We start from the raw sequence: 19,392 nt of genomic DNA, 5'->3' as shown, positions 1-19,392 counted from the left end.
ACCGATCGTAGGGGGCTTTTCTGGCTATCCGCCAGGAGTTCACAGACCTGTATTTGCATGTGACACTTCTCGTTCCATAGAATGAAGGGGCCCAGCCGGGCGACGACTCGAGGGAGAACGATGAAGTCCATTCGCCAGAGGATGTTCGTGAGCGCGGTGGCCGCTCTCACCGGTGCGGCGGCCGCGATCGGTGCCGCCAGCCCGGCCTCCGCCAGCGCCGTCTCGCGCGCGACCTCGCCCGCGCCGGGCACCTGTGCGCTCGGTTCGGCCTGTCTCTACGACGCGAAGAGCTATGGCGGAATCCGCACGAGCTTCGCGAACTCGGTCAGCGATCTCCGTCTGGTGCGTGTCGGCGATTCGGGGCAGTGGAACGCCGACGACATCGCCACCTCCGTCTACAACAAGGGTCGGTACCAGACCGTCCGCTTCTGGCAAGACGCCAATTTCAAAGGCCCGTCGATCGATCTCCCTCGGGGCTCCGGCGACCGCTATCTCGGCGATGCGGGCGGCACGATCACGAAGGTGTTCGACAACCGCATCAGTTCCGGCAAATTCGTCGCGCAATGACTGCCCGGCCCCGCGCTCGCCGCGCACTGGCGGGCGTGGCGGTCACCCTCGTCGTGGCCTTCGGTGCACTGGCCTGCAGCGAACCCGAGACGGGCCGCCACGACGTCCGGCTGCCGGCCAAAGACCGCAGCCGAATGGTCATGCCGACCGACGCCTTCGTCGAGACGGAGACCGGCAACCGCGACTATGCCCGCGACCTCGCGATCGGCACCTGCATGAAGGCGGCCGGCCAGAAGTGGTCCGTCGCGCCCCGCACGGTGCGTCCTGACGGAAACGCCAGCTGGAACTCCGTCACCCGCCTGATCTTCACTCCCGAGACCGCGCGTACCTTCGGGTATCACCAGCAGATCGGCGAGGGCGGCCTCGACCAGCGAAAGATCGACGAGCTCTTTCGGCAACCGCGCCTCGATCGAGCGGGCGAGAAGGCCTGGACTGCCTGTGCCGAGCGCGCCGACCGGCGTCTCGGGCTCGACAAGCCGATCTCGCATTTCGCGACGAAGCTCGCGGCCGAGGCCTACGCTCGCGCCCGAGCAGACCACGGGGTGGTCGCCGCCGCCGGGCGCTGGGCCGACTGCATGGCTCCGCTCGGTATTGCCGATCTGGGCTCCGACCCGGCAGATATGCCGACACCCTCCCTTCGTGCGATGTTCGGCCTCGACGCCGATGCGCCACCCACAGAGAAGGCGAGCGCTGACGAGATCAGGATCGCGACGGCCGACGCCGGGTGCCAAGAATCAAGCGGCTACGCCGAAGCCATCTACGACACCGAGTGGGATATCCAGGCGAAGCTGGTGGAGAAGTACGCCGACCGCCTCGTGAAGATCAGGGCGCGACTCGATGCCCAGCACCGACGCATTCATGCGTACCTGGAGCAGCGCGGCGTCATCCGCGCGGCACCGTCCATCACCCGGGAGGCGGATACCCCGGCTCAGACGAGTGGGCTACCGTAAGAGCGTGATTTCACGGCGACGATCAGGCGGCGGCGACACGGCCGAGACGCCGGTGGGCCGGGGTTTCGCCTACCGTCTCTACCAGCGCCGAATCCGCCGCGGCCTCGCCGAAGCCGAGGTGCCGAACCACGTCGCGATGATCGTCGACGGAAACCGCCGCTGGGCTAAGCAGCGCATGCTCGAGACCGCGGCGCACGGGCATCGTGCCGGTGCCGCGAAGATCCGCGAGTTCTTGACCTGGTGCGACGAGCTCGGCATCAATGTCGTCACGCTCTACCTCCTCTCGGCCGACAACCTCACGAACCGCCACGACGAAGAGCTCGAAGCTCTCGTCGACATCATCTCCGAGCTGGCTCACGACCTGTCGCAGCAGGGCGACTGGCGGGTGCAGCACGTCGGGTCGGTCGACGGGCTCCCCGGATCCTTGGTTTCTGCGCTTCAGGAGGCAGAGGCGGGCACGGCGAAGCATGCCGGTCTGCACGTCAACCTCGCGGTCGGCTACGGTGGCCGGCGCGAGATCGCCGACGCCATGCGCAGCATCGTGCGAGCCCACGGCGAAGGCGGCGGCACCATCGACGACCTCGCCGACGTGCTCACCCCCGAGCTCATCGCCGACCACCTCTACACGGGCGGACAGCCCGACCCCGACCTGGTGATCCGCACCTCGGGGGAGCAGCGCCTCAGCGACTTCATGCTGTGGCAGAGCGCGCACAGCGAGTTCTATTTCGTCGAGGCCTTCTATCCGGATTTGCGCGAGGTCGACTTCTTGCGGGCCGTCCGAGACTTCGCGAACCGCCACCGCCGGTACGGTAGTTAGGTTCGTTCGCATACAAGGAGCCCGCGTGACCACCATCGACGAGTACCGCCAGGGTTTCGCAGAAGATCCGGGGTACCTCGACTTCGCCTCTTTCGGGCCCATGAGCAAGGCCGTCTTGGCCGAGCAGAACGCCCTCGGCGAGATCCACGCCCGAGGTCGGTACGGCGCGGGGAGCGTCTTCGACGAGCAAGACATCCGCGTGCGCGAGGCGGTTCGACGCCTCACCGGGTTCCCGACCGACCGGGTGGTGTTCCAGCCCAACGCCTCGATGGGGTTGTTCCACGCGATGTTCGGCCTGACCGGACAGGTGCTCTACTCCGCGCGGGAGTACCCGAGCATCCCCGTCGCGGCGCAGCGAGCCGCCCAGGCTCTGCACTCGGTCGACTCGATCACGATGCAGCCGCCGCAGGGGGTCGTGACCCCCGAGGTGGTTCGTGACAACCTCACGCCTGCCACCACCGCCGTCGCGGTGAGTCTCGTCGACTATCGCACCGGTTACCGGAGCGATCTCGAGGGCATTCGCGACGTGATCGGCGACCGGCTGCTGATCGTCGACGCGATCCAGGGCTTCGGAGTCGTCGAGGCCGCCTACGAGCTGGCCGACGTCGTCGTGGCGGGCGGGCAGAAGTGGGTTCGGGCGGGCTGGGGAACAGGTTTCCTCGCATTGAGCGAACGCGCGGCGACCGACCTGGTTCCGCTCATCAGCGGAGTCACCGGCACGATCGTTCCGCTCGGCTCGTCGTACGAAGAGGTACCGCCGCCCCTGCAGGGTGCTGCCGCCTTCCAGGTCACGCGCACCGACCCGATCGCGCAGGCCCGTTTCGCGACGGCTCTCGAAGGCATCGCCGACGTCGGAGTCGGCGCCATCTCCGGGGCGATCACCGAGACGGTGTCGTCGATCATCGACCTCGCCGACGAGTTCGCGCTTCCCGTCATCTCCTCGCGAGACGAGAGCGAGCGCGCCGGCATCGTCGTGCTTCAGCCCGAGCCGCCGCAGGTGACGGCCATCACCGCCTCGCTCATCAACCACGGAATCACCGCGACCGTCCGTGACGGCATGGTGCGACTCAGCGCGCACGTCTCGACGGGCGACGAGACGCTCGGAGCCCTGCGGGGGGCGCTCACGTCGTACGCGACGACCGTGCACTACTGACCGTCTCTCGGCTCGGGGGCTGACCGGAGACGAGGATCCGGCAGACGCCGCTCGGATCCTCGTCCCTTGGCCCTGCTCCCTCGTGGGGCCCCTGTGGCGCGCGTTAATCTGCCCGTAACCCCGGCACGGTGTGTCGGATTTGTGGGATGTCGGTGGGCTGACGTAGCTTCAAGCCATCGGGTAAGGCACCCGGTCGAGACGGCCACGTAAGTTCGTCTAGCTCTTGCTCCATGGCCGACTCGAGGGTAGGTACCGGGTGTTCTTCACCCGGAGATGGAGTCGGTCGTGACCGCATTCGAAGTCACTCCCCAGGCAACCTCAGCTTCGAGCGGGGCGGCGGTGCCGGCCACGGGTCAGCGCACCTACGTGCTCGACACGTCGGTGCTGCTGAGCGATCCCCAGGCGATGTTCCGGTTCGCCGAACAGTCGGTGGTGATTCCGGTCGTCGTCGTGAGCGAGCTCGAGAAGAAACGCCACGACCCCGAGCTCGGCTACTTCGCCCGCCAGGCGCTCCGGCTGCTCGACGACCTCCGCGTCAAGCACGAACGACTCGACTTTCCGGTCGAGGTCGGCGAGGGCGGTTCGCTGCGGGTCGAGCTCAACCACTCGAACATGTCGGTGCTCCCCTCCGGCCTCCGTCTCGACGACAACGACTCGCGGATCCTCGCCGTCGCATCTAACCTCTCGGCCGACGGGCTCGACGTGGTCGTCGTCTCGAAAGACCTGCCGCTGCGAGTCAAGGCGGCGTCGATCGGTCTCTCGGCCGAGGAGTACCGGGCCGAGCAGATCGTCGACTCCGGCTACACCGGCATCGCCGAGGTCGAGATCTCGGCCGAGCAGATGAAGAGGCTCTACGACGACGAGCACATCTCGACCCGCGAGGCCGAGCAGCCGGTCAACACGGGGCTCGTCATGCACTCCGACCGCGGGTCCGCTCTCGGCCGCGTCACGTCTCGCGGCCACGTCCGGCTGGTCCGCGGCGACCGCGACGTCTTCGGGCTCCACGGCCGCTCGGCCGAGCAGCGACTCGCGATCGACCTGCTGCTCGACTCCGAGGTCGGCATCGTGTCGCTCGGCGGCAGCGCGGGCACTGGCAAGTCGGCGCTAGCTCTCTGCGCCGGCCTCGAAGCCGTGCTCGAGAAGCAGCAGCACAAGAAGATCATGGTGTTCCGGCCGCTCTACGCGGTCGGCGGGCAAGACCTCGGCTTCTTGCCCGGCGACGCGGGCGAGAAGATGAACCCGTGGGCGCAGGCGGTCTTCGACACCCTCGGGGCGATCGTGTCGCAGAACGTGCTCGACGAGGTGCTGGAGCGAGGCATCCTCGAGGTGCTTCCGCTCACGCACATCCGCGGGCGTTCGCTGCACGATGCCTTCGTGATCGTCGACGAGGCCCAGTCGCTCGAGCGGAACGTGCTCCTCACGGTGCTGTCGCGCATCGGTCAGAACTCTCGCGTGGTGCTCACCCACGACGTGGCCCAGCGCGACAACCTGCGGGTCGGCCGGCACGACGGCGTCGCCTCGGTCATCGAGACGCTCAAGGGCCACCCGCTGTTCGCCCACGTCACGCTCACCCGCTCCGAGCGCTCGGCGATCGCGGCCCTCGTGACCGAGCTGCTGGAGTCGAACGAGCTGGCCTGATCGACCGCGATCTCTGGTAACACGAGGCGCCCCGGGTTTCGACTCGGGGCGCCTGTGTAGCCGGTCGCCGGCCCGTCTTCGTCTCCACCGGGACGGAGCGGAGAGTGGCTCTCCACTGACGGAACCGTCCGGTACCTGCGGCGCGAGCCCCGCTCTAGCGTCGACGCATGATCGCCTTCGTAGACGCCGCAGTCGTCCTCGCGCTCCTCGGTGTTGCCGCGCCGAGCCCGCCGGGTGCGCTCGTGCCCGCGGTGTGGCTCGCATTCACGACGCCGCTCCTGATTCGATCCGACGTCACCAGGCGACGCCTGCCGAACCTCGCGACGATGCCCGCGCTCGGCCTCGTGCTGGGATCGAGTGCCGTCGCCGTCTTTGTCGATACGGGAGTCAAGGATCCTGCGCTCGCCCTGCTCGTCACCACGCTCATCGCCGCGGGTGGCCTTCTGTCGGTGCGCCTCGGTGGCGTCGGCCTCGGTGACGTCAAGCTCGCCGCCGCCGCGGCCGGCTCAGCGGCGCTCGTGGGGGCCGATGCCGCCTGGGCGTTGATGGTCGTCGCCGGTGCCGCAGGCGGGGCGGTGGTGCTGGCGGTGAGGCTGCGGCTGGGGCTGCGTCGAGTGGCACGGCGGAAGAGTCGCTGCGTCGGCCCCGCGAGAGAGGTCGGCGAGATTCCCTATGGGCCGTGCCTGTTGTTCGGGTACTGGGTCGCGTTGGCGGCGGTGAACGTCGTGTGACCTCTCACGCGCGTCTGCCGAATGCGCAAAATCCGCCCGGAGCACTCGGCTGCCGGGCGGATTTCGCGCTATCGAGGGTGTGTGGTCGCGTCAGCCCGGGTGGGTCATGCTGAGCACGTCGAGCGCCTTGTCGAGCTGCTCTTCGGTGACTTCGCCGCGCTCGACGAAGCCGAGGTCGACGACGGCCTCACGCACGGTCATCTTGGCCGACACCGAGTGCTTGGCGATCTTCGCCGCCGCCTCGTAGCCGACGATGCGGTTGAGCGGCGTGACGATCGACGGCGACGATTCGGCGAGGGCACGGGCGTGCTCGACGTTGGCGACGAGGCCGTCGACGGCCTTGTCGGCGAGAGCCCGGGTGGCGTTCGACAGCAGGCGGATCGACTCGAGGAGGGCGGTGCCCATCACGGGAATGGCGACATTGAGCTCGAAGGCGCCGGAGGCACCGGCCCAGGCGATGGTCGCGTCGTTGCCGATCACGCGCGCGCTGACCATCAGGACGGCCTCGGGGATGACCGGGTTGACCTTGCCGGGCATGATCGACGATCCCGGCTGCAGGTCGGGGATGTGCAGCTCGCCGAGTCCGGCGTTGGGGCCGGAGCCCATCCAGCGGAGGTCGTTGTTGATCTTGGTGAGGCTGACGGCGAGAACGCGCAGTGCACCCGAGGCCTCGACGAGGCCGTCGCGGGCGCCCTGAGCCTCGAAGTGGTCGAGAGCCTCGGTGATGGGCAGCGCGGAGTCGGCGGCGAGCAGGGCAATCACACGCTGCGGGAACCCGGCCGGCGTGTTGATGCCGGTGCCGGTGGCCGTGCCGCCGAGGGGAACCTCGGCCACCCGGGGGAGCGTGCCGGTGACGCGCTCGATGCCCAGCCGGATCTGGCGGGCGTAGCCGCCGAACTCCTGACCGAGGGTGACGGGGGTGGCATCCATCAGGTGGGTGCGACCCGCCTTAACGACCCCGCTCCACTCGTCGGCCTTCTTCTCGAGGGCGATCGCGAGGTGATCGAGGGCCGGGATGAGGTCGTGCAAAATCGCGCCGGTGACCGCGACGTGCACCGATGTCGGGAACACGTCGTTCGACGACTGCGAGGCGTTGACGTGGTCGTTGGGGTGCACGGGAGACCCGAGGATCCCCGAGGCCAGCGTCGCGAGGACCTCATTCATGTTCATATTCGACGAGGTGCCGCTGCCGGTCTGATAGACGTCGACGGGGAACTGATCGTGGTGGGCCCCCTCGATCAGCAGATCGGCCGCTTCGGCGATGGCCGAGGCGATCGCGGGCTCGATGATGCCCATCTCGCCGTTGACGACGGCCGCCGAGCGTTTGATCCGAGCGAGCGCCACGATCTGTGCCGGTTCGAGCCCGGCACCCGAGATCGGGAAATTCTCGACCGCTCGCTGCGTCTGGGCGCTGTAGAGGGCGTTCGCGGGCACGCGCACCTCCCCCATCGTGTCGTGCTCGATGCGGTACTCGGCTGCGTTGATGGCGTCGGTAGTGGTCACGTCGTTGTGGTCCTTCCGTGGGCTCGGTGCTCCGGTAGGGGCGTCGAGCGGTGCGTTGGTGGTGTGGTGATGACGGGGATGAATCGGGGCGACGACAAGCCGCTCACGAGCGGACTGTGATTCGAGACCGCCGGTTAGAGGTCGCCGACCACGGTGTGGACGTCGACGCGGCCGTTGGCGAGGTCGTAGTTGGCCCCGACCACTGCCAACTTACCGGTGGCCACAGCCTCGGAGATGAGAATCGACCGCTCCAGGAGGGCGCCGACCGAGGCCTCGATGTGAAGGCGCCCGACCTCTCGCGGGTCGAGGGCGTGGTCGTCGCCCGGCTGGACGCCGAGTGCGCGGTGGGCCCGCTTGACGGAGGGGACGATCATGTCGATGACGCGCTGGAGGTGGAACGACTGGGGCTCGGAGTCGGCGTCGATCGACTGGATCGCCGCCGCGACCGCACCGCAGCTGTCGTGGCCGAGGACCACGATCAACGGGATGCCCAGCTCGCCGACGGCAAATTCGAGAGAACCGATCACGGTGTCGCCGACGACCTGACCGGCGTTGCGCACGACGAAGAGGTCGCCGAGGCCGGCGTCGAAGATGATCTCGGCACCGAGGCGGGAGTCGGCGCACCCGAAGAGGGCCGCAACGGGGGTCTGGCCGCCCGCGAGCTGAGCGCGTCGATCGGCATCTTGGCGGGGGTGCTCGGGCGCCCCGGCGACGAAGCGCTCGTTGCCGGCTCGCATTTCGTCCCAGGCGGCGCCGGGCGTACGAGTGGGGGTGTCTGCGGTGGTCACGAGCGGTCTCCTGCGGGTGTTCGGAGGTGGGCGGGGTCTGGTGTCAGTCGGAGAGCTGGTCGGCGATGCGACCGGCCAGCAGGTCGAACTCGGCGTCGTCGGCCGTACCGGCGAGGACGACGGTCGAGTCACCCTCGACTGCGACCATGGCGTATTCGGTGTTGCCGGCGTCTGTTTTGTCGCGCTGGTTGTAGACGGCCCAGCGGACTCCGCCGACCGTCTTCGACGACGTCTGACGAGCCTCGCCGAGCTGGTTGCTGACCCACGTGGGGTTGGCCTTGAAGCCCTGGGTCACCCCGATGAACTGCGTGGACGGAGTGATGAGCCCGACGTACCAGCTGGCGACGCCCGACGAGCCGGCCGGCCGGACCTCGGCGCGGTTGCTCGTCCACCCCGAGGGCAGCTGAGGGGCGGCGAGCGTTTCGCTCTGCCGGGGTTGCGCGTCGGCGGCCACCTTCAGGTAATCGATCGTTTTGAGCTGCGAGGCCCCCGGCCGCACGACGACGAGGACGAGGAGCACCACGATGCCCACGGACACGATGATGGCGATGGTGAGGTTGAAGGCCGTTTGATTCTCGCGATGGGCACGCGAGCTGGCGGCTTTGCGGGCGGCCGTCTCAGAGGGGGTCTCGGGCCGCCCCAATTCGGCGACGACACGGGGTGCGCGCTGCTTGCCGACCGGGGGCGGGGGTGGGGGAACGCTGCTCATTCGGTTACGACCTGAGCTCGTGCCCGCTCGAGACGCTCTTTCGCACCGAGAAGCCACTCTTCGCACCGGCCAGCAAGCGCCTCTCCGCGCTCCCAGAGGGCGAGCGATCTCTCGAGAGTCGACGACCCCTGCTCGAGCTCGTTCACCACGGTGACGAGCTCGTCGCGCGCCTGCTCGTACGAGAGGTCGGCGACGGCGGTGGAGTCAGCCGCCGCGGTGCGTGCGTCGGCGTCGGAGGGAGAGGTCTGTGCCACGGGGTGATCCTATCGAGAGAGGGTGGACGTCGATCGGGAGGGGAGGGTCAGGCCGAGACCGGGCCGGTGCTGGTGGCGCCGAGCGTGCCCGAGGCGAGGGTCAGCACCAGGGGTGTGGAGTCGGGGGCTTCGGAGGCGTCGCGCAGGACGGCGCCGGAGGGGAGCTGGACGATGGAATAGCCGCGTCGCAGCGTCGACTCGGGTGAGAGGGCGCGAAGCTGGACGGTGAGCTCGGAGACCCGGGTGCCTGCACGTTCGAGCGCTCGCCGCAGTAGCTCCTCGCTGCGGGCCACGTAGCGGACCAGCTCGTCGGCTCGAGACTCGATCATCGTGGCGGGGCGGGCGAGCACAGGCCGGCTGCGGATCTGACCGAGTCGGTCGATCTCGACGTTCACGATGTGGGTGAGACGAGAGCCCATCCGGGCACGGGCTTGACGAACACCCTGCAGTTCTTCTCCCACGTCGGGGACGACCCGCTTGGCCGCATCGGTCGGCGTCGAAGCGCGGAGGTCGGCTACGTCGTCGAGAAGGGGCCGGTCGGCCTCGTGCCCGATCGCACTGACGATGGGAGTGGTGGCCGCCGCTGCGGCACGTACGAGAGTCTCGTCGCTGAAGCCCAGGAGATTCTGGAAATCGCCACCGCCTCGCGCGACGATGATGACGTCGACCTCGGGGTCGGCGTCGAGCCTCTGCAGCGCGGCGGTCACCTCGCCGACCATCCGGTCGCCCTGCACGGCCGCATGGACGACCTTGAAGTGGACCGAGGGCCACCGCAGCTGAGCATTGCGCAGCACGTCTTTCTCGGCGTCGCTGTCTTTGCCGGTGATGAGGCCGATGCAGCCCGGAAGGAAGGGGAGGGGCCGTTTGCGGTCGGCACCGAAGAGGCCCTCCGATGCGAGCTGGCGTCGGAGACGCTCGAGTCGTTCGAGGAGGTCACCGATGCCGACGTGGCGCATGTCGAAGACCTGCATGGTGAGCGAGCCGCCCTTGACCCAGAAGTTGGGCTTGATCGCCGCGATGACCCGATCGCCCTGCTTGAGGTCGGCGGGGATCTTGCCACGAACGCTCGACCAGATCGAGAACGAGACCGTCGCGTCGATCTCGAGGTCTTTGAGCTTGCCGTAGACGTTGCCGCCGGAGGAGTTCCACTGCGTGATCTCACCCTCGACCCAGGCCGTGCCGAGCCGGTCGATCCAGTCACGGACCTTGCCGGCGAGCAACCCCACCGGCCAGGGGGATTCGGCTGTGGGAGGCGGTGTGACGATCGTCAAAGGGGGCTCCTCCTGGGCGCTTGATCGAGAGACTCTCAGGCCGACCGGACCGGGCCCGCCTAGACTCGCTTCGTGAGCCGAATTACCAATGGCGCTCTCGCCATAGACCTTCCGACGCCGCGTGTTCCCGCGGTGCGCAACAGGCTAAAGGATACCCCCGTCATCGGGCGCAAACGCGTGCTCCTGGCGGCCCCTCGCGGCTACTGCGCTGGTGTCGACCGCGCCGTGATCGCCGTCGAGAAAGCCCTCGAGCACTACGGTTCGCCCGTCTACGTGCGCAAGCAGATCGTGCACAACGTGCACGTCGTCTCCACGCTCGAACAGCAGGGCGCCATTTTCGTCGACGAGGTCGACGAGGTTCCCGAGGGGTCCCACATCGTCTTCAGCGCGCACGGGGTCGCCCCGAGCGTGGTCCAGGGAGCCGCCGATCGTGGTCTCCTGTCGATCGATGCGACCTGCCCCCTGGTCACCAAGGTGCACCGCGAGGCGGTCCGCTTCGCGAAGCAGGATCAGCACATCATCCTCATCGGGCACGCCGGTCACGAAGAGGTCGAGGGCACAATGGGTCACGCCCCCGATCGAACGACACTCGTGCAGAACCCGGCCGAGGTCGACCAGATCGAGGTCGCCGACCCCGACAACCTCGTGTGGCTGTCGCAGACGACCCTCAGCGTCGACGAGACGATGGAGACCGTCAACCGGCTCCGCGAGCGGTTCCCGAACATCCAGAATCCTCCGTCCGACGACATCTGCTACGCGACCCAGAACCGCCAGGTGGCGATCAAGAAGGTCTCGAAAGACGCCGATCTGGTGATCGTGGTCGGCAGCGCCAACAGCTCCAACAGTGTCCGCCTCGTCGAGGTCGCCCTCGAATACGGCGCCAAGGCCGCCTACCGGGTCGACTTCTCTTCCGAGATCCAGCAGGAGTGGCTCGACGGGGTCGAGACAGTCGGCGTCACCTCCGGTGCATCCGTGCCCGAGGTCCTGGTCGACGAGGTGCTCGCCGAGCTCTCCGACGCCGGCTACAACGACGTCGGCGAAGTCGTCACCGCCGAAGAAGACCTGATGTTCTCGCTGCCCAAAGAGCTCCGCAAAGACGCGACCGGCAGCGTCGACTCGCGGGCGCTCGGCGGCCGCACTCGATGACCGATCCCGACGGCGACGTGCGGGTCGAGGGGCGTCCGGCCCCCGAGTACGGCGAGTACGCGCCGCCGGGCTGGGTGAGCCCGGTTGCCCCGGCACCTGTCGATGAGCAACGAGCGCAGGATCCTGCGGCTCGTCAGCAGGGCGACGCACGTCCGGCCCCGCCCGAGGCCCGGCAGCGATTCGACGCCCCTCCGCCGACCGGTGCCCCCGTCGCCGGCCCTCCGCCCCGAGCGCTTCGTCGCGCCGCGTTCAATCGCTTCGCCACCGTCCTGCTCGCCGTTCTCGGTGGCTACGACGTCGTCAGTTCGGCGTTCGACGCCAAGACTTTCACCGGCCGCTACGTGTCGGAGTTCACGAAGCTCGGGTACCTGAGTGGCACCTTTCAGAGCACAGAGATCCTCGACACCGTCGCTCTTGTCGCGGCCATCGTCTCGGTGCCGGTCTTCTTGATCGCGCTGGTCGTCGCTCTGCGTCGCCTGCGAGTCGGCAAGCGATCGTGGCTGGTGCTGCTGCTGCCGGGCGTGATCGTGAATCTCGCGCTGGGCCTGATCGTCGTGGCGATCGTCATGGGCGACCCGTCGTTCACCGGAGCCGTCTAGTCGCGTCACCGACACGGATCCTGGGGTCGATTCTCCAGGGCCCGAGACGACGAAAGCCCCGCCCGAGTGGGCGGGGCTTTCGCGTCGGATCTCAGCCCTGCGAGTGGCCGAACGAGCCGAGCTGCTTGGTGGCCTCGATAACGCGAGCGGCCATGGCCGACTCGGCGATCTTGCCCCAGGAGCGCGGGTCGTAGGTCTTCTTGTTGCCGACCTCGCCGTCGACCTTCAAGAAGCCGTCGTAGTTTTTGAGCACCGTGTCGGCGATCGAGCGGGAGAAGGCGTACTGCGTGTCGGTGTCGATGTTCATCTTCACGACGCCGTTCGAGACGGCCTCCGAGATCTCGGCGTCGGACGAGCCCGAACCGCCGTGGAAGACGAGCTCGAGGGGCTTGTCTTTCGTGCCGAACTTCTCTTGGATGCCCTGCTGGATCTCGCCGAGGAGTTCTGGCCGGAGCTTGACGTTGCCGGGCTTGTAGACGCCGTGGACGTTGCCGAAGGTGAGCGCCGCGATGTAGCGGCCCTTGTCGCCGAGGCCGAGCGCTTCGACCACGCGGGTCACGTCGCCGACGGTCGTGTACAGGGCGTCGTTGGTGCCCTCGTGCTCGACGCCGTCTTCTTCGCCGCCGACGACGCCGATCTCCACCTCGAGAATGGCGTTAATTGCACGGGTGCGCTTGAGCATCTCTTCGGCGATCGAGATGTTCTCGTCGAGGGGAACCGCCGAGCCATCCCACATGTGCGACTGGAACAGCGGGTTGCGCCCGGCCTTGATCTCTTCTTCGGAGGCGGCGATTAAGGGCAGCACGAACCCGTCGAGAGCGTCTTTCGGGCAGTGGTCGGTGTGCAGAGCCACGGTGATCGGGTAGTTCTTGGCTACCTCGGTGGCGAACTTGGCGAACGCGATGGCGCCGGCGGCTCGGTTCTTGACGGTCTGACCGGCGAAGTAGTCGGCACCTCCGGTCGTGACCTGGATGATGCCGTCGGAGCCGGCCTCGGTCAGACCCTGCAGCACCGAGTTGATGGTCTGCGACGACGAGACGTTGATGGCGGGGTAGGCGAACCCCTGCGCTTTGGCTCGGTCGAGCATCTCGGCGTACTGGTCTGGGGTGGCGACGGGCATGACTTCTCCTTCGATGACGGGCGCGTTCGGGCTCAACTCTAGACTCGCCGCCCAAATGGGCGCTCCATCGCGATGACGATGCACAGACGTGCAGGCGAAAGCCCACCCTGCACGAAGGGATCGAGTCGAGGCCCTAGTAAAGTTCGGAATATGACGACTACGGAGCCAGGCACCCTGTTCACACACCCCGACCGCAACCTCGGTATGGAGCTGGTGCGAGCGACCGAGGCCGCGGCGATCCGAGCAGCACCGTGGATCGGCCGAGGCGAGAAGAACCTCGCCGACGGCGCCGCGGTCGACGCCATGCGCAAATTCCTCGGCACGGTCGACTTCGACGGCGTCGTGGTGATCGGCGAGGGCGAGAAAGACGAAGCCCCCATGCTGTTCAACGGCGAGCACGTCGGCACGGGCAACGGGGCGTCGTTCGACATCGCCGTCGACCCGATCGACGGCACCTCGCTGACCGCGACCGGCCGCATGAACGCCGTCTCGGTCATCGCCGTCTCGGATCGCGGAACCATGTACGACCCGAGCGCCGTCTTCTACATGGACAAGATCGTGACGGGGCCCGAGGGTCGCGGAGTCATCGACCTCGCCCGCCCGATCGGTGAGAACATCCGCGCCCTGGCCGAGGCCAAGGGCATCCCAGTCGAAGAGATGCAGATCGCCGTCCTCGACCGCCCGCGCCACAAGCAGCTCATCGCCGACATCCGCGCGGCCGGAGCCGGCACGCGCCTGCTGCTCGACGGAGACGTCGCCGGTGGCATCAACGCCGCCCGCCCCGACTCGCGCATCGACATGTGTGTCGGCGTCGGCGGAACCCCCGAGGGCATCATCACCGCGTGCGCCGTCAAAGCGCTCGGCGGCGTGATCCAGGGGCGGCTCAAGCCCAAAGACGACACCGAGCGCCAGCGCGCCCTCGACGCCGGGCACGACCTCGACCGGATTCTCGACCAGGACGACCTGGTCACGGGCGACAACACGTACTTCGTCGCGACGGGTGTCACCGACGGTGGCCTCGTGGCCGGTGTCTCGCGCAAGAACGGCCTCATTCGCACCGAGTCGCTCGTGCTGCGGTCGCACTCGGGCACCCAGCGTCGTGTGATCGCCGACCACCTCGAGTCGAAGTGGCTTGGCGAGTAAGAGCTTCTCCGGTCGGAACCCTCGACCGACCATTTCGGGCGGATCTGCCACTTCGGTGGCGGGTCCGCCCGTTTTCGTCGGTCGAGGGAACGCTGCCCTAGATAGCTGGGGGAGTTGGCTCGGGTGGGGAGGCAGGCGTGGGCACGGGCGCCGGAGCGGCGTCGAGCTCGGCGATGAGCTCGGGCGCAGCGAGATCGCGCGGTACATCGTCGATCGGAGGGGACGCCGCGATGACGGTGCTCTCGTCGAGCACGCTCAGCCGTCGCGCCGACGGCAACACCTGCCGCTCGAGCGAGCCGACGAAGCGGTTGTAGTCGGTCACGGTGCCGCGGATCGACCGGCCGAGCTTGTCGACGTGAGTGGCCATCGTGGATAGCCGGCCATAGAGCTCGCGGCTCAGGTCAAACAGCTGCTTGGCCTCCTGGGTGACGACATCCTGCTGCCAGCTGAAGGCGATGGTCTTGAGCACCGACCAGAGGGTGACGGGGGAGGCCAGCGCCACCTTCTTCTGGAAGGCGTAGTCCATCACGGAGGGGTCGGCCTCGAGGGCCGACGAGACGAGCGATTCGCTCGGGATGAACGCGATGGTGAGTTCGGGCGACGACTCGAGCCCCGACCAGTAGGCCTTGCTCGACAGGGCGTCGATGTGCGCGCGGACCGCCTTGACATGCTCGCGGAGCAGCTCGCCCCGACGCGCGAACTCGGCCCCCGTCGCCGTCGCGGGGATGCTCGACGCCTCGAGATAGGCGGAGAAGGGGACCTTGGCGTCGACCGCGATGTTCTTGCCGCCGGGCAGGTGGATGACCATGTCGGGGCGCCGGGCACCGGAATCGGCCACGATGCCGGTCTGGACGTCGAAGTCGACCCGTTCGAGCAGCCCGGCCGCCTGCACCACGTTGCGGAGCTGCGTCTCGCCCCAGACTCCGCGCGTGCTGTTCGACTTAAGGGCGGCCGCGAGCGACTCGGCCGTCGACCGGAGGCGCTCCTCCGACTCGGCGGCACTCCGCAGTTGCTCGCTCAGCTCGCCGTGCTGCCGGTGTCGCTGCTGTTCGAGCTCGGCGACCTTGAGCTGCACGGCTCGCAGACTCTCGGCGACCGGGCTGAGAGCCGTCAAGACCCGCCCGTCGGATGACGAGCGCCTGGTTTCGGCCTCGGCTGCGGCGATCAGCCGGTCGTGGAGCTCGTCGACCCGTTGCTCCTGCTGTTCGAGCTGCCGCGCGTGCAGCTCTTCTTGCGCGGCGAGGCGATCGCGGAGAGCGGCGGCGGTCGAGTCGGCAGCAGCTGCGCGAGCTGAGAGCAGCAGGCGGCCGATCACGAGACCGGCCACCGCACCGGTGAGAAGACCGAGGAGAAGAGCCACGACGGGAGACATGCGAGGAGTCTGGCAGGAGCTACCGACAGTGCCGTCGGATCCTGAGATCCGGTCTCTTCGGTGCCTCAGCCGAGCTGAGACATAATGTCATGACATTAAGCCAAAACCGGTGTACGCTCATCGAGAATCGCAGATCGGCCCACGACGAGGAAGTTGTCCAGACGAGCATGACGCAGACACCAGAGCACCACGCCTTCGACGTGATCACCATGGGTCGAGTGGGCGTCGACATCTATCCGCAGCAGGCCGGGGTTCCGCTCGAAGAGGTCGACACGTTCTCGAAGTCGGTCGGCGGCAGTGCCACGAATGTCGCCATTGCCGCGTCGCGGTACGAGCACCGCACAGCCGTCGTCACGCGCACCGGTAACGACCCCTTTGGTCGGTACGTCGTGAAAGAGCTCGAGCGGCTCGGTGTCTCGACGAAGTTCATTGCATCGGTCGATGGGCTGAACACGCCCGTGACCTTCTGCGAGATCTTCCCGCCCGACGACTTCCCCCTCTACTTTTACCGCGCCCCCAAAGCGCCCGACCTCATGATCTCGGTGAAGTCGCTCGACCTCGCCGCGATCGAGCAGACCAGGGTCTTCTGGACAACTGTGACGGGCCTCTCCGAGGAGCCCAGCCGGCAGGCTCACCACGTGGCCTATCAGGCACGTGGCCGCCGCCCGCTGACGATCCTCGACCTCGACTACCGGCCCATGTTCTGGTCGTCGCCCGAGGTCGCCACCCGCGAGGTCGGCCGTGCGCTCGAGCACGTCACCGTGGCAGTCGGCAACCGCGAGGAGTGCGAGATCGCTGTCGGCGAGACCGATCCGCACCGAGCCGCTGACGCGCTTCTCGAACGCGGGGTCGAACTCGCGATCGTCAAGCAGGGGCCGCGGGGAGTGCTCGCGAAGACGGCCGACGAGACGATCGAGGTGCCGGCGCACCTCGTCACCGTAATCAACGGTCTCGGCTCGGGCGACGGCTTCGGCGGCGCCCTCTGCCACGGGCTCATCGAAGGCTGGCCGCTCGAGCGGGTGCTGCGGTTCGCGAATGCCGCCGGCGGCATCGTCGCCACCCGATTCGAGTGCTCGACCGCTATGCCGACCTCGGCCGAGGTCGAGGCCGTCCTCGAGGAGGCTCTCCATGTCTGACGGTTTCGCTCACGACGGCATCGACATCGCGCGGCTCCGCGACATCAGGGCCACGCAGCCCGCTGCCATCGGCGCCGCACTGGCAGCCCGCGTCAAGCGCCCTCTGCTCCAGGGCGACGGACGGCTCTTCATCGTCGCGGCTGATCACACAGCCCGGGGTGCCCTGGGGGTCCGCGGCGACTCGCTGGCCATGTCGGATCGCGGCGAACTGCTGCGACGCCTCGTCGTCGCGCTCGAACGCCCCGGAGTCGACGGCGTGCTCGGAACCCCCGACATCCTCGAAGACCTCGCCCTCCTCGGCGCCCTCGACGGAAAGGTCGTCGTCGGGTCGATGAACCGGGGCGGCCTGCAGGGCGCGAGCTTCGAGATGGACGACCGCTTCACCGCCTATTCGGCCCGCGGCATCGTCGACGCCGGCTTCGACTTCGCGAAGCTGCTCGTGCGGCTCAACCTCGAAGACGCCGGCACGGCGGCGACGGTCGAGGCCACGGCGCGGGCGGTCAGCGAGGCGGCTGCCCTGAAGCTCCCGATCATGCTCGAGCCGTTCGTCTCGAACTGGGTCGACGGCGCGATCGTCAACGACCTCTCGACCGAGGCCGTGATCAAGTCGGTCGCCATCGCCTCGGGACTCGGAGAGTCAACGGCGTACAGCTGGCTGAAGCTGCCGGTCGTCGACGAGATGGAACGTGTCATGGCGGCAACGACCCTCCCGACCCTGCTCCTCGGCGGCGATCCGGCCGAGAACCCGGACGCGAGCTACGCGAAGTGGGCCGATGCGCTGGCGCAGCCCGGTGTCCGCGGCCTCACCGTCGGGCGCACTCTCCTCTACCCGCCCGACGACGACGTCCAGGGCGCTGTCGACATCGCGGCGAGTCTGGTCCATTCCGAGAAGCCGGCGCCGACGGGGTCCGCGTCGATCCAGCCCGCGCAGACCCAACACGCCTAGTTCAGAAAGAAGCAGCCATGACCACCACCGCTCCCACGACCGACAGCACGAGCACCGCGCTTCCCGAGATCACTCACTGGATCGACGGTCAGCGCGTCGCCGGTACCTCCGGCCGCACCAGCCCGGTATTCGACCCGGCCCTCGGCGTCGCGACGAAGAACGTCGCCCTCGCCAGCCAGGACGAGATCGACCGGGCCATCGCGAGCGCCAAGAAGGCTTTTCCGGCCTGGCGCGACATGTCGATGACCAAGCGCCAGCAGATCATGTTCCGCTTTCGCGAGCTGGTGAACGAGCGCAAAGACGAGCTCGCCCAGATCCTGACCGCCGAGCACGGCAAGGTCGTGTCCGACTCCCTCGGCGAGATCCAGCGCGGCCTCGAGGTGCTCGAACTCGCCACCGGCTTCCCGCACCTGATCAAGGGCGAGTTCAGCCAGCAGGTCTCGACGGGTGTCGACGTCTACTCGACCAAATCGCCACTCGGCGTCGTGGGTATCATCAGCCCCTTCAACTTTCCGGTCATGGTGCCGATGTGGTTCTTCCCCATCGCCATCGCGGTCGGCAACACCGTCGTGCTCAAGCCGAGTGAGAAGGATCCCTCGTCGTCGATCTTCCTGGCCGAGCTGTTCCAGGAGGCAGGGCTTCCCGACGGCGTCTTCACCGTGCTTCAGGGCGACAAGCTCGCTGTCGACGGCCTGCTGAACAGCCCCGACGTTGCCAGCATCTCGTTCGTCGGGTCGACCCCGATCGCGAAGTACATCTACGAGACCGCGGCGAAGAACGGCAAGCGCGTCCAGGCGCTCGGCGGAGCGAAGAACCACATGCTGGTGCTGCCCGACGCCGACCTCGAGCTCGTCGCCGACAGTGCCATCAACGCCGGCTTCGGCTCGGCCGGCGAACGGTGCATGGCCATCAGCGTGCTCGTCGCCGTCGGCGACGTGGCCGACAAGGTCGTGCCGATGATCAAAGAGCGCATGGCGAAGCTCGTCGTCGGCGACGGTCGACGCTCGTGCGACATGGGCCCGCTCGTCACCCGGCAGCACCGCGACAAAGTGGCCTCATACGTCGACATCGCTCTCGAAGACGGTGCCGAGGTCGTCGTCGACGGGCGCGAAGTAGCCGTCGACGGCGAGAAGGACGGCTTCTGGTTCGGCCCCACCCTCATCGACCGGGTTCCGCTCACGAGCCGCGTCTACACCGAAGAGATCTTCGGCCCGGTGCTCAGCGTCGTGCACGTCGACACCTATGAGGAGGGCGTCGAGCTCATCAACTCGGGTGCGTTCGGCAACGGCACCGCGATCTTCACCAACGACGGCGGCGCCGCGAGGCGCTTCCAGAACGAGATCGAGGTCGGCATGATCGGCATCAACGTGCCGATCCCCGTCCCAGTCGCGTATTACTCGTTCGGCGGCTTCAAAGACTCGATCTTTGGCGACTCGAAGGCTTACGGTCTGCAGGGCTTTCACTTCTTCACGCGTGAGAAGGCGATCACGTCGCGCTGGTCCGACCCGTCGCACGGCGGCATCAACCTCGGATTCCCGCAGGCCTAGTC

General features: G+C 67.8%; 19 protein-coding genes. 12 read left to right on the top strand and 7 right to left on the bottom strand.

Annotated elements, in window-relative coordinates:
• Positions 1-120 precede the first annotated feature (120 nt).
• The 6 genes from EDF39_RS10655 (at position 121) to EDF39_RS10630 (ending at position 5,856) form a co-directional block, all read left to right on the top strand.
• On the top strand, positions 121-567 hold the full coding sequence (locus EDF39_RS10655) for a peptidase inhibitor family I36 protein (protein WP_158613212.1): 447 nt from the start codon (positions 121-123) through the stop codon (positions 565-567).
• Complete coding sequence (locus tag EDF39_RS10650) at positions 564-1,517, top strand: hypothetical protein (protein ID WP_123942937.1); 954 nt, start codon at positions 564-566, stop codon at positions 1,515-1,517. Before EDF39_RS10655 ends, EDF39_RS10650 begins: the two co-directional genes overlap by 4 nt.
• A 7-nt stretch (positions 1,518-1,524) precedes the next feature.
• On the top strand, positions 1,525-2,334 hold the full coding sequence (locus tag EDF39_RS10645; protein ID WP_370275186.1) for an isoprenyl transferase: 810 nt from the start codon (positions 1,525-1,527) through the stop codon (positions 2,332-2,334).
• Positions 2,335-2,359: 25 nt separating this feature from the next.
• On the top strand, positions 2,360-3,487 hold the full coding sequence (locus tag EDF39_RS10640; protein ID WP_123942935.1) for an aminotransferase class V-fold PLP-dependent enzyme: 1,128 nt from the start codon (positions 2,360-2,362) through the stop codon (positions 3,485-3,487).
• 273 nt (positions 3,488-3,760) lie between these two features.
• Complete coding sequence (locus EDF39_RS10635) at positions 3,761-5,125, top strand: PhoH family protein (RefSeq protein WP_123942933.1); 1,365 nt, start codon at positions 3,761-3,763, stop codon at positions 5,123-5,125.
• 167 nt (positions 5,126-5,292) lie between these two features.
• Complete coding sequence (locus EDF39_RS10630; protein WP_123942931.1) at positions 5,293-5,856, top strand: prepilin peptidase; 564 nt, start codon at positions 5,293-5,295, stop codon at positions 5,854-5,856.
• A 90-nt stretch (positions 5,857-5,946) separates the two neighbouring features.
• On the opposite strand, the gene EDF39_RS10625 is transcribed toward EDF39_RS10630, so the two are convergent.
• The 5 genes from EDF39_RS10625 to xseA form a co-directional block, all read right to left on the bottom strand.
• Positions 5,947-7,341, bottom strand: coding sequence for an aspartate ammonia-lyase (locus tag EDF39_RS10625; RefSeq protein ID WP_123943448.1), 1,395 nt, complete (start codon positions 7,339-7,341; stop codon positions 5,947-5,949).
• A gap of 152 nt (positions 7,342-7,493) precedes the next feature.
• Positions 7,494-8,096 carry a carbonic anhydrase gene (locus tag EDF39_RS10620; RefSeq protein ID WP_055963224.1) on the bottom strand — a complete coding sequence of 201 codons (603 nt, stop codon included), beginning with the start codon at positions 8,094-8,096 and terminating at the stop codon, positions 7,494-7,496.
• 94 nt (positions 8,097-8,190) lie between these two features.
• A complete protein-coding gene (locus EDF39_RS10615) occupies positions 8,191-8,856 on the bottom strand; it encodes a DUF4245 domain-containing protein (RefSeq protein WP_055963221.1) in 666 nt (221 codons plus the stop codon).
• Positions 8,853-9,110, bottom strand: coding sequence for an exodeoxyribonuclease VII small subunit (locus tag EDF39_RS10610; RefSeq protein WP_123942929.1), 258 nt, complete (start codon positions 9,108-9,110; stop codon positions 8,853-8,855). Before EDF39_RS10610 ends, EDF39_RS10615 begins: the two co-directional genes overlap by 4 nt.
• A gap of 47 nt (positions 9,111-9,157) precedes the next feature.
• Positions 9,158-10,381 (bottom strand): exodeoxyribonuclease VII large subunit, encoded by a 1,224-nt coding sequence (gene xseA / locus EDF39_RS10605; protein ID WP_123942927.1) that lies wholly within the window; start codon positions 10,379-10,381, stop codon positions 9,158-9,160.
• A gap of 132 nt (positions 10,382-10,513) precedes the next feature.
• On the opposite strand from xseA, the gene EDF39_RS10600 reads away from it, so the two are divergent.
• Both EDF39_RS10600 and EDF39_RS10595 read left to right on the top strand, forming a co-directional pair.
• Positions 10,514-11,527 (top strand): 4-hydroxy-3-methylbut-2-enyl diphosphate reductase, encoded by a 1,014-nt coding sequence (locus tag EDF39_RS10600; RefSeq protein ID WP_055963213.1) that lies wholly within the window; start codon positions 10,514-10,516, stop codon positions 11,525-11,527.
• Positions 11,524-12,126 (top strand): DUF6264 family protein, encoded by a 603-nt coding sequence (locus EDF39_RS10595; RefSeq protein ID WP_123942925.1) that lies wholly within the window; start codon positions 11,524-11,526, stop codon positions 12,124-12,126. The genes EDF39_RS10600 and EDF39_RS10595 overlap by 4 nt, the downstream gene beginning before the upstream one ends.
• A gap of 91 nt (positions 12,127-12,217) precedes the next feature.
• Here EDF39_RS10595 and fbaA read toward each other — a convergent pair whose 3' ends face one another.
• Positions 12,218-13,246, bottom strand: coding sequence for a class II fructose-bisphosphate aldolase (fbaA, locus tag EDF39_RS10590; protein WP_123942923.1), 1,029 nt, complete (start codon positions 13,244-13,246; stop codon positions 12,218-12,220).
• Between the two features lie 150 nt (positions 13,247-13,396).
• Here fbaA and glpX point away from each other — a divergent pair, with 150 nt between their 5' ends.
• Complete coding sequence (gene glpX, locus EDF39_RS10585; protein ID WP_055963206.1) at positions 13,397-14,389, top strand: class II fructose-bisphosphatase; 993 nt, start codon at positions 13,397-13,399, stop codon at positions 14,387-14,389.
• Positions 14,390-14,486: 97 nt separating this feature from the next.
• On the opposite strand, the gene EDF39_RS10580 is transcribed toward glpX, so the two are convergent.
• Positions 14,487-15,761, bottom strand: a complete 1,275-nt coding sequence (locus tag EDF39_RS10580) for a DNA recombination protein RmuC (RefSeq protein WP_123942921.1) — start codon at positions 15,759-15,761, stop codon at positions 14,487-14,489.
• A 167-nt stretch (positions 15,762-15,928) separates the two neighbouring features.
• Between EDF39_RS10580 and iolC the strand changes: the two genes are divergently transcribed.
• The 3 genes from iolC to EDF39_RS10565 are packed head-to-tail and all read left to right on the top strand — an operon-like array spanning position 15,929 to position 19,390.
• On the top strand, positions 15,929-16,897 hold the full coding sequence (gene iolC / locus EDF39_RS10575; RefSeq protein ID WP_123942919.1) for a 5-dehydro-2-deoxygluconokinase: 969 nt from the start codon (positions 15,929-15,931) through the stop codon (positions 16,895-16,897).
• On the top strand, positions 16,890-17,843 hold the full coding sequence (locus EDF39_RS10570; RefSeq protein WP_123942917.1) for a class I fructose-bisphosphate aldolase: 954 nt from the start codon (positions 16,890-16,892) through the stop codon (positions 17,841-17,843). The genes iolC and EDF39_RS10570 overlap by 8 nt, the downstream gene beginning before the upstream one ends.
• A 17-nt stretch (positions 17,844-17,860) precedes the next feature.
• The gene (locus tag EDF39_RS10565; RefSeq protein WP_123942915.1) at positions 17,861-19,390 is read left to right on the top strand and encodes a CoA-acylating methylmalonate-semialdehyde dehydrogenase; all 1,530 of its coding nucleotides are present in this window, start codon (positions 17,861-17,863) and stop codon (positions 19,388-19,390) included.
• The last annotated feature ends 2 nt before the right edge of the window (positions 19,391-19,392 follow it).

The organism is Frondihabitans sp. PhB161, from assembly GCF_003814635.1.
GTDB lineage: Bacteria > Actinomycetota > Actinomycetes > Actinomycetales > Microbacteriaceae > Frondihabitans.
Note: the sequence above shows the minus strand (reverse complement) of the source record. Positions and strands in the feature narration are given on the sequence as shown.

Excerpts from the sequence above, each read along its gene's own strand:
- EDF39_RS10655 (WP_158613212.1), top strand. The coding sequence starts at position 121 with ATGAAGTCCATTCGCCAGAGGATGTTCGTGAGCGCGGTGGCCGCTCTC.
- EDF39_RS10650 (WP_123942937.1), top strand. The coding sequence starts at position 564 with ATGACTGCCCGGCCCCGCGCTCGCCGCGCACTGGCGGGCGTGGCGGTC.
- EDF39_RS10635 (WP_123942933.1), top strand. The coding sequence starts at position 3,761 with ATGGAGTCGGTCGTGACCGCATTCGAAGTCACTCCCCAGGCAACCTCA.
- EDF39_RS10630 (WP_123942931.1), top strand. The coding sequence starts at position 5,293 with ATGATCGCCTTCGTAGACGCCGCAGTCGTCCTCGCGCTCCTCGGTGTT.
- EDF39_RS10620 (WP_055963224.1), bottom strand. The coding sequence starts at position 8,096 with ATGCGAGCCGGCAACGAGCGCTTCGTCGCCGGGGCGCCCGAGCACCCC.
- EDF39_RS10615 (WP_055963221.1), bottom strand. The coding sequence starts at position 8,856 with ATGAGCAGCGTTCCCCCACCCCCGCCCCCGGTCGGCAAGCAGCGCGCA.
- EDF39_RS10595 (WP_123942925.1), top strand. The coding sequence starts at position 11,524 with ATGACCGATCCCGACGGCGACGTGCGGGTCGAGGGGCGTCCGGCCCCC.
- fbaA (WP_123942923.1), bottom strand. The coding sequence starts at position 13,246 with ATGCCCGTCGCCACCCCAGACCAGTACGCCGAGATGCTCGACCGAGCC.
- glpX (WP_055963206.1), top strand. The coding sequence starts at position 13,397 with ATGACGACTACGGAGCCAGGCACCCTGTTCACACACCCCGACCGCAAC.
- EDF39_RS10580 (WP_123942921.1), bottom strand. The coding sequence starts at position 15,761 with ATGTCTCCCGTCGTGGCTCTTCTCCTCGGTCTTCTCACCGGTGCGGTG.
- iolC (WP_123942919.1), top strand. The coding sequence starts at position 15,929 with ATGACGCAGACACCAGAGCACCACGCCTTCGACGTGATCACCATGGGT.
- EDF39_RS10570 (WP_123942917.1), top strand. The coding sequence starts at position 16,890 with ATGTCTGACGGTTTCGCTCACGACGGCATCGACATCGCGCGGCTCCGC.
- EDF39_RS10565 (WP_123942915.1), top strand. The coding sequence starts at position 17,861 with ATGACCACCACCGCTCCCACGACCGACAGCACGAGCACCGCGCTTCCC.